The following is a 15,229-nucleotide window of genomic DNA, read 5'->3' as shown; positions in this document are numbered from 1 at the left end:
GCCAAGCTGATCGTGACCGGTGCGACCCGTGAGCAGGCTCTCCAGCGCGCGGCGCGTGCGCTGGAGGAGTTCAAGGTCGAGGGCATGGCGACGGCCATCCCCTTCCACCAGGCCGTGGTCGTCGACCCCGACTTCACCGCGGATCCGTTCCGGGTGCACACGCGGTGGATCGAGACGGAGTTCGTCAACGAGATCAAGCCGTTCGCTCCGGGTGGCGCGGACGCGGACGAGGACGAGGGCAACCGCGAGACGATCGTCGTCGAGGTCGGCGGCAAGCGCCTGGAGGTCTCCCTGCCGTCCAGCCTCGGCATGACCCTGGCCCGTCAGGGCATCGCGGCGGGTGCGAAGCCGAAGCGCCGCGCCGCGAAGAAGTCCGGCCCGGCCGCCTCGGGTGACACCCTCGCCTCCCCGATGCAGGGCACGATCGTGAAGATCGCGGTCGAGGAGGGCCAGGAGGTCAAGGAGGGCGACCTCATCGTCGTCCTCGAGGCGATGAAGATGGAACAGCCCCTCAACGCGCACCGCTCCGGCACCGTCAAGGGCCTGACCGCCGAGGTCGGCGCCTCCGTCACCTCCGGCGCAGCCATCTGCGACATCAAGGACTGACCGTCGCACCGAGTACGGTACGAAGGGCCCGCAGGCAGTCGCCTGCGGGCCCTTCGTCGAGGGGAGGGCACCTCACGCCATGCGAGCCGACGCACGCCGCAACCACGAGCGGTTGCTCACCGAGGCCCGTGGCACCTTCGCCGCTCAGGGCGCCGACGCGTCCCTCGAGGAGATCGCGCGTCGCGCGGGCGTGGGCATCGGCACCCTCTACCGCCACTTCCCCACCCGGGCCGAGCTGCTGAACGCCGTCTTCCAGGAGGCCCTGGCGGAACTCCTGCGCCGGTCCACGGAATTGGCGGAGACCGAGGAGCCGTGCCGGGCGCTCGTGGAGTGGCTGCGGGCCCTGATCGCCCACGCGGGCGAGTACCGGGGGCTCGCGCACGCGTTGATGTCCGCGTCGTACGACCGGAGTTCGGCGCTCGCCGGATGCAGCGAGCCGCTGCGCGCGGCGGGTGAGCGGCTGCTCGGGCGCGCCCGGGAGGCGGGTCAGGTGCGCGACGACGTGTCGATCGGCGATCTGATGCAGCTGACCAACGCGATCGCGCTGGCGGCGGAACAGTGCCCGGAGGACCGCGCGTTGGCGGACCGCCTGCTGGCGCTCACATTGCGGGGCATCAAGGACTGAGTGACACCGCTGTCCTGTATGTGCGGGCGGCGGGGGCCCCTGGGGGAAGGCCCCTCGGGCCGGCTCCGGGCACCTCAGCGGCGGCGCATGTCCGCGACGCGTGCCGTGCGCTCGAACGTCTCGGCGGCCATCCCTCCGCCCGGTCCCCGGTACTGGCCGGCCGCCATCCGTCCGCGCTGGACCGGGAGCGGCATGTCACGGCGGGGCCGGGCGCCCGGGGGGACCTGGTCTCCGCCCGCGGGGCCGTTGGCGGTGCCCGTACCGGCGACGGCGATGTGCACGCCCTGGTCGGCGAGGGCCTGGAGCTCGGTGGCGGCCCGGTCGTCGTGGGCGGGCGGCTCGTCGGTCACCAGGCGGGTGATGACGTCTGTCGGCACCGTCTGGAACATGGTGTCGGCGCCGAGCTTGGTGTGGTCGGCGAGGACCACGACCTCCGCCGCCGCCTGGACGAGCGCCCGGTCCACACTCGCGGAGAGCATGTTGGACGTGGACAGGCCGCGCTCGGCGGTCAGTCCGCTCCCGGAGAGGAAGGCGCGGGAGACCCTGAGCCCCTGGAGCGACTGCTCGGCCCCGCTGCCCACCAGGGCGTAGTTGGAGCCGCGGAGGGTGCCGCCGGTCATGACGACTTCGACCCGGTTGGCGTGGGCGAGGGCCTGGGCGACGAGCAGGGAGTTGGTGACCACGGTCAGTCCGGGCACGCGGGCGAGCCGGCGGGCCAGCTCCTGCGTGGTCGTCCCGGCGCCGACGACGATGGCCTCGCCTTCTTCGACGAGGCTCGCGGCGACGTCGGCGATGGCCGTCTTCTCCGCGGCCGCGAGATGGGATTTCTGCGGGAAGCCGGATTCTCGCGTGAATCCGCCCGGCAACACCGCACCGCCGTGCCGGCGGTCGAGGAGTCCTTCTGCCTCAAGGGCCCGTACGTCTCTCCGTACGGTCACTTCAGAGGTCTGGACGACGCGGGCGAGCTCGCGGAGCGACACGGCCCCATTGGCTCGCACCATTTCGAGGATCAACTGGCGACGTTCTGCAGCGAACACGAAACTGACAGTAACGTGACCGGCCGATAGTTTTCAGCACTATGCGCCGAATTGCAGAAGATGCACACAGACGGGGCCTCCAAGTGGTATGGGAGGCCCCGTCGTTGATCCACCTTGTGCCGGTACGCGGAGTTACACCTCGCCGGCGGACTTCCGGGTGTGCAACTGCCGTGCCACTTCCGCGATCGATCCCGACAGGGAGGGGTACACGGTGAAAGCGTTTGCGATCTGTTCCACGGTCAGATTGTTGTCGACCGCGATCGAGATCGGATGGATCAGTTCGCTCGCCTTCGGGGCGACGACACAGCCGCCGACCACGATGCCGGTGCCGGGACGGCAGAAGATCTTGACGAAGCCGTCCCGGATGCCCTGCATCTTCGCGCGCGGGTTGCGCAGCAGCGGCAGCTTGACGACCTTGGCGTCGATCTTGCCCGCGTCCACGTCGGCCTGTGTGTAGCCGACGGTGGCGATCTCCGGGTCGGTGAAGACGTTCGACGAGACCGTCTTCAGGTTGAGCGGGGCCACCGCGTCGCCGAGGAAGTGGTACATCGCGATACGGCCCTGCATGGCGGCCACCGAGGCCAGCGCGAAGACACCGGTGACGTCACCGGCCGCGTACACGCCGGGGGCGCTCGTACGGGAGACCTTGTCGGTCCAGATGTGACCGGAGTCCTTCAGTTTGACGCCGGCCTCCTCCAGACCCATTCCGGCCGAGTTCGGGATCGCGCCGACCGCCATCAGGCAGTGCGTGCCGGAGATGACCCGGCCGTCCGCCAGGGTGACCTCGACCCGGTCGCCCACCCGCTTGGCGGACTCGGCACGGGAACGGGCCATGACGTTCATGCCGCGGCGGCGGAAGACGTCCTCCAGGACGGCGGCGGCGTCCGGGTCCTCACCGGGGAGGACCCGGTCCCGGCTGGACACCAGGGTGACCCGGGAGCCGAGCGCCTGGTAGGCGCCGGCGAACTCGGCGCCGGTGACACCGGAGCCGACCACGATGAGCTCCTCCGGGAGCTCCTTGAGGTCGTAGACCTGCGTCCAGTTCAGGATGCGCTCGCCGTCCGGCTTGGCGTCCGGCACCTCGCGCGGGTGGCCGCCGGTCGCGATGAGCACGGCGTCCGCGGTCAGCGACTCCTCGGTGCCGTCGGCGGCGGTGACGACCACCTGGCGGGAGCCGTCCATCGCCTGCCGGCCGGAGAGCCGGCCGCGGCCGCGCAGGACCCGGGCGCCCGCCCGGGTGACGGAGGCGGTGATGTCGTGCGACTGGGCGAGCGCGAGGCGCTTCACCCGCCGGTTGACCTTGCCGAGGTCCACGCCCACGACCCGGGCGGCCTGCTCCAGGTGCGGGGTGTCGTCCGCGACGATGATGCCGAGCTCCTCGTAGGAGGAGTCGAAGGTGGTCATCACCTCCGCCGTGGCGATGAGCGTCTTGGACGGGACGCAGTCGGTCAGGACGGACGCGCCGCCGAGGCCGTCGGTGTCGACGACGGTCACCTCCGCGCCGAGTTGGGCGCCCACCAGGGCCGCCTCGTATCCGCCGGGTCCGCCGCCGATGATCACGATCCGGGTCACTGGGATCTACGCCTCGTTGCTCTCGTTCTGCCGGGGGGTCCCCCCGCTGGGATGCAGTGCGTACGCCATTGTCCCGCACGCTTCAAGTGCGTACCCCATTCTCCCGCACGCCCGGCGCGGTCTCACGCCGGGGCCCGCCCGAAGCGGCGCGCCCGGCGGCGCGGCCCTCCTGCGGGCGTGGCCGCACGGTCGCCACCTCGGAGTTCGGCGGACACCCCGCCCCCTCCCGTACCCTCGGTCCCATGTCGCTCTACGCCGCTTTCGCCGGCAACCTCGACGCGCGGCTGATGAGCCGCCGCGCACCGCACTCCCCGCTGCGCGGCACCGGCTGGCTGAACGGCTGGCGGCTTACCTTCGGCGGCGAGCAGATGGGCTGGGAGGGAGCGCTGGCCACGATCGTGGAGGCCCCCCGCTCCCAGGTCTTCGTGGCGCTGTACGACATCGCGCCCATGGACGAGGAGTCCATGGACCGCTGGGAGGGCGTCGGCCTCGACATCTACCGCCGGATGCGGGTGCGGGTGGACACCCTGGACGGCGAGGAGCCCGCCTGGGTGTACGTGCTCAACGGGTACGAGGGCGGGCTGCCGTCCGCGCGGTACCTGGGCGAGGTCGCCGACGCGGCCGAGTCCGCGGGCGCGCCGCACGACTACGTGATGGAGTTGCGCAAGCGCCCCTGCTGAGGGTGGACGATCACCCCAGGGGCGGGCACGGGGGCCCGTGTGCGCCGTTCGTCGGAAACGACAAGACAACGATCGCATGTCCGTCGGCATCGTCATCTACGCGCGTAGGCAAACTCCGGCTACGCTTCTGCGCGTAGGAAATCCGTCCGGGGCCCGCCTCGGACCCCCCTCCCCGAGGCGAGAGAGTCAGTGAACGCAACTGCCACCCCGTACGAGGCCGCCGAGGCCGCTGCCGCCCGTCTGCGCGAGCTGACCGGAGTCGAGAACCACGACGTCGCCCTGGTCATGGGCTCGGGCTGGGCGCCCGCCGTCGACGCGCTCGGCGCGCCCGAGGCCGAATTCCCCGTCACCGACATCCCCGGCTTCCCGCCGCCCGTCGTCGAGGGCCACGGCGGCAAGATCCGCTCGTACAAGATCGGTGCCAAGCGCGCCCTCGTCTTCCTCGGCCGCACCCACTTCTACGAGGGCCGCGGTGTCGCGTCCGTCGCCCACGGCGTCCGCACCGCCGTCGCCGCCGGCTGCAAGACCGTCATCCTCACCAACGGCTGCGGCGGCCTGCGCGAGGGCATGCGCCCCGGCCAGCCCGTCCTCATCAGCGACCACCTCAACCTGACGGCCGCCTCGCCGATCGTCGGCGCGAACTTCGTGGACCTCACCGACCTGTACTCGCCGCGGCTGCGCGCGCTGTGCAAGGAGGTCGACGAGACGCTGGAAGAGGGCGTGTACGTCCAGTTCCCCGGCCCGCACTACGAAACCCCGGCCGAGATCAACATGGTCCGCGTCCTCGGCGGCGACCTGGTCGGCATGTCCACCGTCCTCGAGGCCATCGCCGCCCGCGAGGCGGGCGCCGAGGTCCTCGGCATCTCCCTGGTCACGAACCTGGCGGCGGGGCTCTCGGGCGAGCCGCTGAACCACGAAGAGGTTCTTCAGGCGGGGCGGGATTCGGCGGCGCGGATGGGTGAGCTGCTGACGCGGGTCCTCGACCGGATCTGAGTTCCTTCGGCGCCCCTCGCGCCGTTCGGCCCCGGGGGGCCGCACGGGCTTCGGGGCGCTGCGGCGGCCTCCGACCGCCGGGGCACGGGCCTCGGCCGTCGGGGCCGCTGCGCGGGGCTTCTGCCCCACCCCTCCCCCTACGCCCTGGGGCGTGGGGGGACCCCCACTTCCCGAACTGGGGCTCCGCCCCAGACCCCGCGCCTCGAACGCCGGCGGGGTTGATTTTCAGCCCGCCCGGCGTTTGAGGGCACGGCCGCAGGCCGTACGGGGGGCTGGGGGCTTGCCCCCAGTTTCGGGAAGGGGCGGGGTGGGGGAAGGCTCCGCGCAGCGGCTCACCGCCCCCGGACCCGCACCCCGCACCCCGCACCCGCCCGCTCCGCCCCGCCCACCCGCCCGCCCCACCCCGAAAGGCACACCGTGACGCAGGACGATCTCCTCACCCAGGCCCAGGCATGGCTCGCCGAGGACCCCGACCCGGAGACCCGTGACGAGCTCGCCGCGCTCCTCGACGGTGGCGCGAGCGACGAGCTCACCGCCCGGTTCGCCGGCACCCTCCAGTTCGGCACCGCCGGGCTCCGGGGCGAGCTGGGCGCCGGGCCCATGCGGATGAACCGTTCGGTCGTCATCCGGGCCGCCGCCGGCCTCGCCGCGTACCTCAAGGCGAAGGGCGAGGAGGGCGGCCTCGTCGTCATCGGCTACGACGCCCGCTACAAGTCCGCCGACTTCGCCCGCGACACCGCCGCCGTGATGACCGGCGCCGGGCTGCGCGCCGCGCTGCTCCCCCGCCCGCTGCCGACGCCCGTCCTCGCGTACGCCATAAGGCATCTGGGCGCCGTCGCCGGTGTCGAGGTGACCGCGAGCCACAACCCGCCCCGCGACAACGGCTACAAGGTCTACCTGGGCGACGGCTCGCAGATCGTGCCGCCCGCCGACGCGGAGATCGCCGCCGAGATCGCCGCGATCCGCTCGCTGCACGACGTACCGCGCCCGGAGGACGGCTGGGACACCCTCGGTGACGAGGTCCTGGACGCCTACCTGGAGCGTACGGACCACGTCCTGACCCCCGGGTCCCCCCGTACCGCCCGGACCGTCTACACGGCCATGCACGGCGTCGGCAAGGACGTCCTGACGGCCGCGTTCGCCCGCGCCGGTTTCCCGCCGCCGGCGCTCGTCGCCGCGCAGGCCGAGCCCGACCCGGCCTTCCCGACCGTCACCTTCCCCAACCCGGAGGAGCCCGGGGCCATGGACCTGGCCTTCGAGGCGGCCCGGGCCGTGGACCCCGACCTGGTCATCGCCAACGACCCGGACGCCGACCGCTGCGCCGTGGCCGTGCCGGACCCGGCGGTCACCGGCGGCTGGCGGATGCTCCGCGGCGACGAGGTCGGCGCGCTGCTCGCCGCGCACCTCGTCCACAAGGGCGCGACCGGCGTCTTCGCCGAGTCGATCGTGTCGTCCTCGCTGCTCGGCCGGATCGCGGAGGCGGCCGGGGTCGGGTACGAGGAGACGCTGACCGGCTTCAAGTGGATCGCCCGCGTCGAGGGCCTGCGGTACGGCTACGAGGAGGCGCTCGGCTACTGCGTCGACCCGGAGGGCGTCCGCGACAAGGACGGCATCACGGCGGCGCTGCTCGTCACCGAGCTGGCGTCGGTGCTCAAGGAGCAGGGCCGGACGCTGACCGACCTGCTCGACGACCTGGCGGTGGAGCACGGGCTGCACGCCACGGACCAGCTGTCGGTGCGGGTCGAGGACCTGAGCGTCATCGCGAACGCCATGGCGGCGCTGCGCGAGCGGCCGCCGGTCTCGCTGGCCGGTCTGACGGTCGTCTCGGCGGAGGACCTGACGAAGGGCACGGAGTCGCTGCCCCCGACGGACGGGCTTCGCTACCACCTGGAGGGTGCGTACAAGGCCCGGGTGATCGTCCGCCCGAGCGGTACGGAGCCCAAGCTCAAGTGCTACCTGGAGGTCGTGGTGCCGGTCGCCTCCGCGGCCGACCTCGCCCCGGCGCGCGCGAAGGCCGCGGAGCTGCTCGTCGCGGTCAAGCGGGATCTTTCGGCGGCCGCGGGGCTCTGACACCTCGGCAACCCTGGAGGGCCGGTGCGGATCGCGCCGGCCCTTCCGTCGTCTCCGTACGGGCCGCTCAGCCGAAGCGGCCGTTGACGTAGTCCTCCGTACGCGGGTCGCGCGGCGAGCCGAACACCGTCGCCGTCGGCCCGTGCTCGACGATCGACGAGCAGCATGACGAAGAGAGCGAGCCCGCCGCCGGTGCGGGCGACCGTGCGGAAGACCCGGTCGGGGAGGCCGGGGTCGGCGTGGAGCCGTCTCGGCGTGTCCGGCGGCGGGTCCGCCGGTCTGCCCGGCGGCGGGTCAAGCGTCTCGGTCGTCTCGGTCGTCACGGGAAGGACACAAGTCCGGCCCGGTGGCCGGGTGCGCCACGCGATGTGAACGAGGAGCGTGCGCGGGGCAACTTCCGTTCACCGTAAGGCTGTTGAGGCCCGCCTGGGGCCTTCGGCGGCGATCAGGGCACGGAATCGCGCATAGGCGGTACGGCAGGGTGGAGTGCCGCTCGTAGGAGCGTCCCGACAGGGCCGCGGGCCGCCCCTCGGCGTCGCGGAGCAGCCACACCCAGCCGTTGCCGTCGGCGGTGTGCTGCACCCCGCCGGCCAGTTCGGCGTGGCCGGCGCACAGTGCGGCGAAGGCGTCGCGGCAACCCGCGTGGTCGTCGTAGCAGCCCCCCGACCGCGCGACGACCCTTCCGTTCTGGGCGACGAGTCGCCACCCGTACCGCCCGTCGGCCCCCACGTCGACCAGACAACGCGTCCCGGACACACCGGTGTCCTTGGTCATCGCCCCCACCCCCACAGTCTCGGCAGGGGCAATCTATTGAGACGCGCGGGGAGGGTACGGAGCAGCCGGTCGCGCTCGGGGTCAGCCGGTCGCCATGAGGATCACGAGGAGCAGCAGCCCGGCGACGGCGGGCCCGACGATCTCGTACGCCCAGCGCACCCGCGCCTCGCCCTGCGCCCCAGGCGTCCCCGAGCGGTGCTCGGCGAGCTCGCGCAGGTCGGCGACGGTCTGGTCGGTGGGCGCCGTCCGTGAGGCGCTGTCCCGTACGTCGGCGTTGACCGAGGTACGGCCGTGCGGGTCGTCCTGGGAGGCGCGGGCGGCGCGGCGGGCGGCCCGCTTGCGCTGGCGCAGCGAGACGGGCACGGCCCACAGCTGGTACTTGACGCCGTCCCGGGTGAGGACCTCGCTGGAGTAGCCGGCGCGGACGTCGGCGACCGTCGCCCAGGGCAGGGTGATCGACCGGAACGGGTTGCGGATGCGGAGCCGGTCGTCGTTGGCGTACACGGCGGGCCGGATGGTGAAGGCGACGATCAGCGGGACGGCGAGGACGAGACCCGCGAGCGCGAGCCACGGTGAGCGGCCCTCGCCGCGCAGCAGCACGTCACCGGCGAACACGCACGCGAGGAGCAGCAGGAACACCCCGCTGGCGATCCCCAGCGGCGACCGGAAGACGCGGTCGGGTGACGACGGCTGCGCGGCGGGCTGGTTCGCGGACGGCTGCGCGGACGGCTGGTTCGCGGACGGCTGCGCGGGGGTCGACTCGCGGCTCGGCTCGTGGCTGGGCTCGGGGGTCGGCTCGGGGGTCGTCATGCCGCCGATTCTGCCTCAGCGGGCCGGTGGAGGCTCAGGCGGCCCGCGTGGCCACGAGATCGGCGTACAGAATGATGTTGTCGGGGCGGTGGCCGTCGACGAGATCGCCGCCGCAGGTGATCACGCGCAGCTCGGGGCGGGTGGTGTCGCCGTACACCTTGGCCGTCGGGAAGGCGTCCTTGCCGACCTGCTCCAGCTCGCGCACGCGGAGGACGGCGCGGGTCACGGGCGTGTGACAGCCGTCACCACGCCGGTCGCCGCCCTGTGACCTCGGGCTCTGCGAAGCCCGCCCCCTGTACAGGTCGCTACGCGCGTAGATATGCTCGACTGGTGACCATGCCCACCACTGCACCCGCAGCTCTCGCATTCGCCGACGTGACCGCGTCCGACAGTGCGCTGCGCCGTTTCCTCCACGGGCTGCCCGGCGTCGACGCCGTCGGCCTGGAGGCGCGCGCCGCGTCCCTCGGCACCCGCTCGATCAAGACCACGGCCAAGGCGTACGCCATCGACCTGGCCATCTCCATGATCGACCTGACGACGCTCGAAGGCGCGGACACCCCGGGCAAGGTCCGGGCGCTCGCCGCCAAGGCCGTCCGTCCCGATCCGACCGACCGCACGACCCCGACGACCGCCGCCGTCTGCGTCTATCCCGACATGGTCGCCACCGCCAAGGCCGCCACCGCGGGCTCCGGCGTCAAGGTCGCCTCGGTCGCCACGGCCTTCCCGGCCGGCCGCGCCGCGCTCCCGGTGAAGCTCGCCGACACGGCGGACGCCATCGCGGCGGGCGCCGACGAGATCGACATGGTCATCGACCGCGGTGCCTTCCTCTCCGGCCGCTACCTGGAGGTCTTCGAGCAGATCGCCGCGGTCAAGGCGGAGTGCGGCGACCGCGCCCGCCTCAAGGTGATCTTCGAGACCGGCGAGCTGTCCACGTACGACAACATCCGCCGCGCCTCCTGGCTCGGCATGATGGCCGGCGCGGACTTCATCAAGACCTCGACCGGCAAGGTCGCGGTCAACGCCACCCCGGCCAACACGCTCCTGATGCTGGAGGCCGTGCGCGACTTCCGCGCCCAGACCGGCGTCCAGATCGGTGTGAAGCCGGCCGGCGGCATCCGCAACACCAAGGAAGCGATCAAGTTCCTGGTCCTCGTCAACGAGACCGTGGGCGAGGACTGGCTGGACAACCACTGGTTCCGTTTCGGCGCCTCCAGCCTGCTCAACGACCTGCTGATGCAGCGCCAGAAGCTGGCGACCGGCCGTTACTCCGGCCCCGATTACGTGACGGTGGACTGATCAACATGGCATCTGCATTCGAGTACGCACCGGCGCCCGAGTCCCGCTCCGTCGTCGACATCGCCCCCTCCTACGGCCTGTTCATCGACGGCGAGTTCGTCGAGGCCGCCGACGGCAAGGTCTTCAAGACCGTCTCCCCCTCCACCGAGGAGGTCCTCGCCGAGGTCGCCCAGGCGGGCGCCGAGGACGTCGACCGCGCGGTGAAGGCGGCCCGCAGGGCGTTCGAGAAGTGGTCGGCGCTGCCCGGCTCCGAGCGCGCCAAGTACCTGTTCCGCATCGCCCGGATCATCCAGGAGCGCAGCCGCGAGCTGGCCGTCCTGGAGACCCTGGACAACGGCAAGCCGATCAGGGAGACCCGCGACGCGGACCTCCCGCTGGTCGCCGCGCACTTCTTCTACTACGCGGGCTGGGCCGACAAGCTCGACCACGCGGGCTACGGCGCGAACCCGCGCCCGCTCGGCGTGGCCGGCCAGGTCATCCCGTGGAACTTCCCGCTCCTGATGCTGGCGTGGAAGATCGCCCCGGCGCTCGCCACCGGCAACACGGTCGTCCTGAAGCCGGCCGAGACGACCCCGCTCTCCGCCCTGTTCTTCGCGGACATCTGCCGCCAGGCCGGGCTGCCGAAGGGCGTCGTCAACATCCTCCCCGGGTACGGGGACACCGGCGCCGCGCTCGTCGAGCACCCGGACGTCAACAAGGTCGCCTTCACCGGTTCGACCGCCGTCGGCAAGGCCATCGCGCGCTCGGTCGCCGGCACGGACAAGAAGCTGACCCTGGAGCTGGGCGGCAAGGGCGCGAACATCGTCTTCGACGACGCCCCCATCGACCAGGCGGTCGAGGGCATCGTCACCGGCATCTTCTTCAACCAGGGCCAGGTCTGCTGCGCGGGCTCCCGCCTCCTGGTCCAGGAGTCGATCCAGGACGAGCTGCTCGACAGCCTGAAGCGGCGCCTGTCGACGCTCCGCCTCGGTGACCCGCTCGACAAGAACACCGACATCGGTGCCATCAACTCGTCCGAGCAGCTGGCCCGTATCACCACGCTGGTGGAGCAGGGCGAGGCGGAGGGCGCCGAGCGCTGGTCCGCCGCCTGCGAGCTCCCGTCGGCGGGCTACTGGTTCGCCCCGACGCTCTTCACGAACGTCACGCAGGCGCACACGGTCGCCCGCGACGAGATCTTCGGCCCGGTCCTGTCGGTGCTGACCTTCCGTACGCCCGACGAGGCCGTCGCGAAGGCCAACAACAGCCAGTACGGCCTGTCGGCCGGCATCTGGACGGAGAAGGGCTCCCGCATCCTCGCGGTCGCCGGCAAGCTCCGCGCGGGTGTCGTCTGGGCCAACACGTTCAACAAGTTCGACCCGACCTCGCCGTTCGGCGGCTACAAGGAGTCGGGTTTCGGCCGCGAGGGCGGTCGCCACGGCCTGGAGGCGTACCTCGCCCCGTCGAGCCCGAAGGGTGAGCGCTGATGAGCGCAGTTGACCGTCTTTCCGTCTTCAAGACCTACAAGCTGTACGTGGGCGGGAAGTTCCCGCGTTCCGAGAGCGGCCGGGTGTACGAAGTGCAGGACAGCAAGGGCAAGTGGCTGGCCAACGCTCCCCTCTCCTCCCGCAAGGACGCCCGTGACGCGGTCGTCGCCGCGCGCAAGGCGTTCGGCGGCTGGGCGGGCGCTACCGCGTACAACCGCGGCCAGATCCTCTACCGCGTCGCCGAGATGCTGGAGGGCCGCAAGGGCCAGTTCGTGCACGAGGTGGCGCACGCGGAGGGCCTGTCCAAGAACAAGGCGGCCGAGGTCGTCGAGGCGGCCATCGACCGCTGGGTCTGGTACGCGGGCTGGACGGACAAGATCGCCCAGGTCGTCGGCGGCGCCAACCCGGTGGCGGGCCCGTACTTCAACCTGTCCACGCCGGAGCCCACGGGCGTCGTCACCGTCATCGCCCCCCAGGACTCGTCGTTCCTGGGCCTGGTCTCGGTGATCGCCCCGGTGATCGCGACGGGCAACACGGCGGTCGTCATCGCGAGCGAGAAGTCCCCGCTCCCGGCGCTCTCCCTCGGCGAGGTCCTGGCCACCTCCGACCTCCCCGGCGGCGTGGTCAACATCCTCTCCGGCAAGGCCGCGGAGATGGGCCCGCACCTGGCGTCCCACCAGGACGTCAACGCCATCGACCTGACGGGCGCGGCCGACGGCGACCTCGCCCGCGACCTGGAGATCGCGGCGGCGGACAACCTGAAGCGCGTCCTGCGCCCCCGTACCGAGGACTTCACGGAGTCCCCGACCACGGACCGCATGACCGCCTTCCTGGAAACGAAGACGGTCTGGCACCCGACGGGCAGCCTGGGAGCCTCCGGCTCCTCGTACTAGCTCCTCGCGCCGGCTCCTTGCGCATGTCCGGGTCTCGCACGCAAGATCCAGACATGCTGAGGGGACTGATCAAGGGAGACAACGCCTTCGTCCCGACGGCGGCGCTGCGCGTCGCCGTCCGGAGCGGCGTGGACGTGGCGGCGCTGCTCGTGACGGAGCAGGGCAGGGTCCGGGGGGACTCCGACATCGTGTTCGACGGGGCTCCGGCGCACCCGTCGGGCGCGGTGCGGCTCGCCGGGGCCGAGGACGGCACGGTGTGGCTCGACGCCGACCTCACGGGCGCGGAGGAGGCCGTCACCCGCGTCCTCCTCGTCGTGTCGACGGAGGAGGGCGCGCTCCGCGACGCCCACGGGCTCTCCGTGGAGGTCTTCGGGCCCGACGGGGCGACCGTCGTGGGGTACGAGGTGACCGACGCGGGCGACGAGACGGCGATGGTCCTCGCGGAGCTGTACCGCCGGTCGGGCGGCTGGAAGTTCCGGGCGGTGGGCCAGGGGTACGTCGACGGGCTGACCGGCCTGGCGGTGGACCACGGGGTGGACGTGAGCGAGGAACCGCGCGAGACACCGGCCCAGGCCCCGGTTCAGGCCCCGGTCGCGGTCCCGGCTCAGGCACCGGTACCGGCACCGGCCCGGATTCGGCGCCCGACGCGGGAAGAGCTCCTGGACATGACCCCGGACCAGATCCGGGCCCTGCGCGAGGAGCTGGCCCAGGCCCAGGCGTCGGCCCCGGAGACCCCCCAGGACCCTGCCCAGGCCCAGGCGCCCCTGACGGCCTCTCCCCCGCCCGGTCCGCGGCCCGACCCGTCGGTCTGGACGTGCGGGCCCGTCTTCGAGCCGCGCACCTTCACCGGCCGGCACAGCGAGGTGATCACCGCGAAGGATCTGCCGCCCGGCCCTGTCATGGTGGCAGTGGCGCTGGAGGGCGACGGACACCAAGCCCTGTGGCCCCTCGACGCGTCCAACACCAAGGGGCGTTACCTCATCAACACCGGGGAGAAGGGTTTTCGGGGCCGGGTGCTCGCCACCGTCCCCGCCAACGGGACTCTGCGTCTGCAGCTGCAGGCGAGCGACTCCTGGCAGGTGCGTGTCCTGCCGCTGGCGGAGGCCCGGCGTCTGACGGAGGACACCCTGGAGTCCGAGGGTCCCGAGCTCCTACTCCACACCGCGGGGACCGCCGACGCCGCCTTCCGCTACCGCGGCGAGAGCAATTTCGTCGTCTTCCTCTACCGCTTGGCGGGGCACACGGACTCCACCACGCTGCCGAAGCACGGAAGCGCCGCCATCAACGAGATCGGCGCACGCCGGGACACCGTGCCGCTGCCGGAGGGCCCGGTCCTCGTCCAGGTGTCCTTGGCGGAAGGCCCCTGGAGCGCGCGCCTGAAGGACGTACAGCCGCACGGCAGCGGCTGGGACGCCGACGGCCCCGCGAAGCTGTCCGAGCCGTACCAGCCCGAGCCCCGCAGGGCGCTGGGCTGGCTGCGCCGGGCGAGGCGCTGAGCGGGCAGTCCTACGGAGGCAGCCACCGCGTGCTCGGACCCGCCACCGGCAGGTCCGAGCCTCCACGGGGTGACCGATCGGACACCGGCAGTAGTCAAGGTGTGATGCTCCCTACCTAGGGGCTTCCTCGCGGGTCCCCCGCGCGGGGGAATGGTTCACACTGGTGTCCCGTGAGTTCCCAATCGATCCCCGCCCGGGTCGTCCTGCTCGCGGGCCCCTCCGGCTCCGGCAAGTCGTCCCTCGCCGCCGTCACCGGCCTCCCGGTCCTGCGCCTCGACGACTTCTACAAGGAGGCCGACGACCCGTCCCTCCCGCTCGTCGACGGCAGCTCGGACATCGACTGGGACTCCCCGCGGTCCTGGGACGCGGACGCCGCCGTCGCCGCCATCGTCGAACTGTGCCGTACGGGGCGGACCGAGGTCCCCGTGTACGACATCGCCACCAGCTCCCGGGTGGGCCGGGAGCGGTTCGGCATCGAGCGGACGCCGCTGTTCGTGGCGGAGGGGATCTTCGCGGCCGAGATCGTGTCCCGCTGCCGCGAGCTCGACGTCCTCGCCGACGCGCTCTGTCTGCGGGGCCGCCCCTCGACGACGTTCCGCCGGCGGCTCGCCCGCGATCTCAGGGAGGGCCGCAAGTCGGTGCCGTTCCTGCTGAGGCGGGGCTGGCGCCTGATGCGGACGGAGCGGGCGATCGTGACCCGCCAGGCGGCCCTCGGCGCCCATCCCTGTGCGAAGAAGGAGGCCCTGGGCCGCCTGGCAGCCGCGGCAGCGGGCCGCCACCGCACACCCGCGGCCGGCTGACCGTCGCCAACACCCCCACCGCAAAGCGAAGCGGGCTGTACGAGACCCCCCGGCTCGCACAGCCCGCTTCATTTCCCCCGTACCCCCGTACGGTCCCTCTCCGGCCCCGTTCCC

At 72.4% G+C, this 15,229-nt stretch carries 14 protein-coding genes and 1 pseudogene; 10 read left to right on the top strand and 5 right to left on the bottom strand.

Annotated features, from left to right (window positions below; all coding sequences use genetic code 11):
* Positions 1-606: biotin/lipoyl-containing protein (locus tag ABT034_RS11500; protein WP_351213736.1), on the top strand; the 606-nt coding region annotated here is incomplete at its 5' end.
* 79 nt (positions 607-685) lie between these two features.
* The gene (locus tag ABT034_RS11495) at positions 686-1,231 is read left to right on the top strand and encodes a TetR/AcrR family transcriptional regulator (protein WP_351213734.1); all 546 of its coding nucleotides are present in this window, start codon (positions 686-688) and stop codon (positions 1,229-1,231) included.
* A gap of 74 nt (positions 1,232-1,305) precedes the next feature.
* Here ABT034_RS11495 and ABT034_RS11490 read toward each other — a convergent pair whose 3' ends face one another.
* Complete coding sequence (locus tag ABT034_RS11490; RefSeq protein ID WP_502972879.1) at positions 1,306-2,232, bottom strand: DeoR/GlpR family DNA-binding transcription regulator; 927 nt, start codon at positions 2,230-2,232, stop codon at positions 1,306-1,308.
* Between the two features lie 168 nt (positions 2,233-2,400).
* A complete protein-coding gene (locus tag ABT034_RS11485) occupies positions 2,401-3,840 on the bottom strand; it encodes an NAD(P)H-quinone dehydrogenase (protein WP_351213730.1) in 1,440 nt (479 codons plus the stop codon).
* A 242-nt stretch (positions 3,841-4,082) separates the two neighbouring features.
* Here ABT034_RS11485 and ABT034_RS11480 point away from each other — a divergent pair, with 242 nt between their 5' ends.
* The 3 genes from ABT034_RS11480 (at position 4,083) to ABT034_RS11470 (ending at position 7,583) form a co-directional block, all read left to right on the top strand.
* Entirely contained in the window at positions 4,083-4,520 is a 438-nt protein-coding gene (locus tag ABT034_RS11480; RefSeq protein WP_125745095.1) for a gamma-glutamylcyclotransferase family protein, read from the top strand.
* A gap of 189 nt (positions 4,521-4,709) precedes the next feature.
* Positions 4,710-5,513, top strand: a complete 804-nt coding sequence (locus tag ABT034_RS11475; RefSeq protein ID WP_351213728.1) for a purine-nucleoside phosphorylase — start codon at positions 4,710-4,712, stop codon at positions 5,511-5,513.
* 417 nt (positions 5,514-5,930) lie between these two features.
* Positions 5,931-7,583: a phospho-sugar mutase gene (locus ABT034_RS11470; protein WP_351213726.1), complete on the top strand. Its 1,653-nt coding sequence runs from the start codon at positions 5,931-5,933 to the stop codon at positions 7,581-7,583.
* Between the two features lie 294 nt (positions 7,584-7,877).
* On the opposite strand, the gene ABT034_RS11465 is transcribed toward ABT034_RS11470, so the two are convergent.
* The 3 genes and pseudogenes from ABT034_RS11465 to ABT034_RS11455 all read right to left on the bottom strand — a co-directional run.
* Positions 7,878-8,357 carry a DUF1508 domain-containing protein gene (locus ABT034_RS11465; RefSeq protein WP_351213724.1) on the bottom strand — a complete coding sequence of 160 codons (480 nt, stop codon included), beginning with the start codon at positions 8,355-8,357 and terminating at the stop codon, positions 7,878-7,880.
* An 81-nt stretch (positions 8,358-8,438) separates the two neighbouring features.
* Positions 8,439-9,167: a PH domain-containing protein gene (locus ABT034_RS11460; protein ID WP_351213722.1), complete on the bottom strand. Its 729-nt coding sequence runs from the start codon at positions 9,165-9,167 to the stop codon at positions 8,439-8,441.
* A gap of 34 nt (positions 9,168-9,201) precedes the next feature.
* Positions 9,202-9,384, bottom strand: a pseudogene (locus ABT034_RS11455) (class F sortase); the annotation flags it as partial.
* Positions 9,385-9,503: 119 nt separating this feature from the next.
* On the opposite strand from ABT034_RS11455, the gene deoC reads away from it, so the two are divergent.
* The 5 genes from deoC (at position 9,504) to ABT034_RS11430 (ending at position 15,115) form a co-directional block, all read left to right on the top strand.
* On the top strand, positions 9,504-10,463 hold the full coding sequence (gene deoC / locus ABT034_RS11450; RefSeq protein WP_351213720.1) for a deoxyribose-phosphate aldolase: 960 nt from the start codon (positions 9,504-9,506) through the stop codon (positions 10,461-10,463).
* A 5-nt stretch (positions 10,464-10,468) separates the two neighbouring features.
* A complete protein-coding gene (locus ABT034_RS11445) occupies positions 10,469-11,926 on the top strand; it encodes an aldehyde dehydrogenase family protein (protein WP_351213718.1) in 1,458 nt (485 codons plus the stop codon).
* Positions 11,926-12,819, top strand: coding sequence for an aldehyde dehydrogenase family protein (locus ABT034_RS11440; protein WP_351213716.1), 894 nt, complete (start codon positions 11,926-11,928; stop codon positions 12,817-12,819). The genes ABT034_RS11445 and ABT034_RS11440 overlap by 1 nt, the downstream gene beginning before the upstream one ends.
* A 53-nt stretch (positions 12,820-12,872) precedes the next feature.
* Positions 12,873-14,315: a TerD family protein gene (locus tag ABT034_RS11435; RefSeq protein ID WP_351213714.1), complete on the top strand. Its 1,443-nt coding sequence runs from the start codon at positions 12,873-12,875 to the stop codon at positions 14,313-14,315.
* A 170-nt stretch (positions 14,316-14,485) separates the two neighbouring features.
* Positions 14,486-15,115, top strand: coding sequence for a uridine kinase family protein (locus ABT034_RS11430; protein ID WP_351213712.1), 630 nt, complete (start codon positions 14,486-14,488; stop codon positions 15,113-15,115).
* Positions 15,116-15,229: the final 114 nt, after the last annotated feature.

This window comes from Streptomyces sp. NPDC002773 (genome assembly GCF_040295605.1).
Taxonomy (GTDB): domain Bacteria; phylum Actinomycetota; class Actinomycetes; order Streptomycetales; family Streptomycetaceae; genus Streptomyces.
The sequence above is the reverse complement of the archived record's forward strand: the minus strand, read 5'-3'. Positions and strand labels throughout refer to the sequence as shown.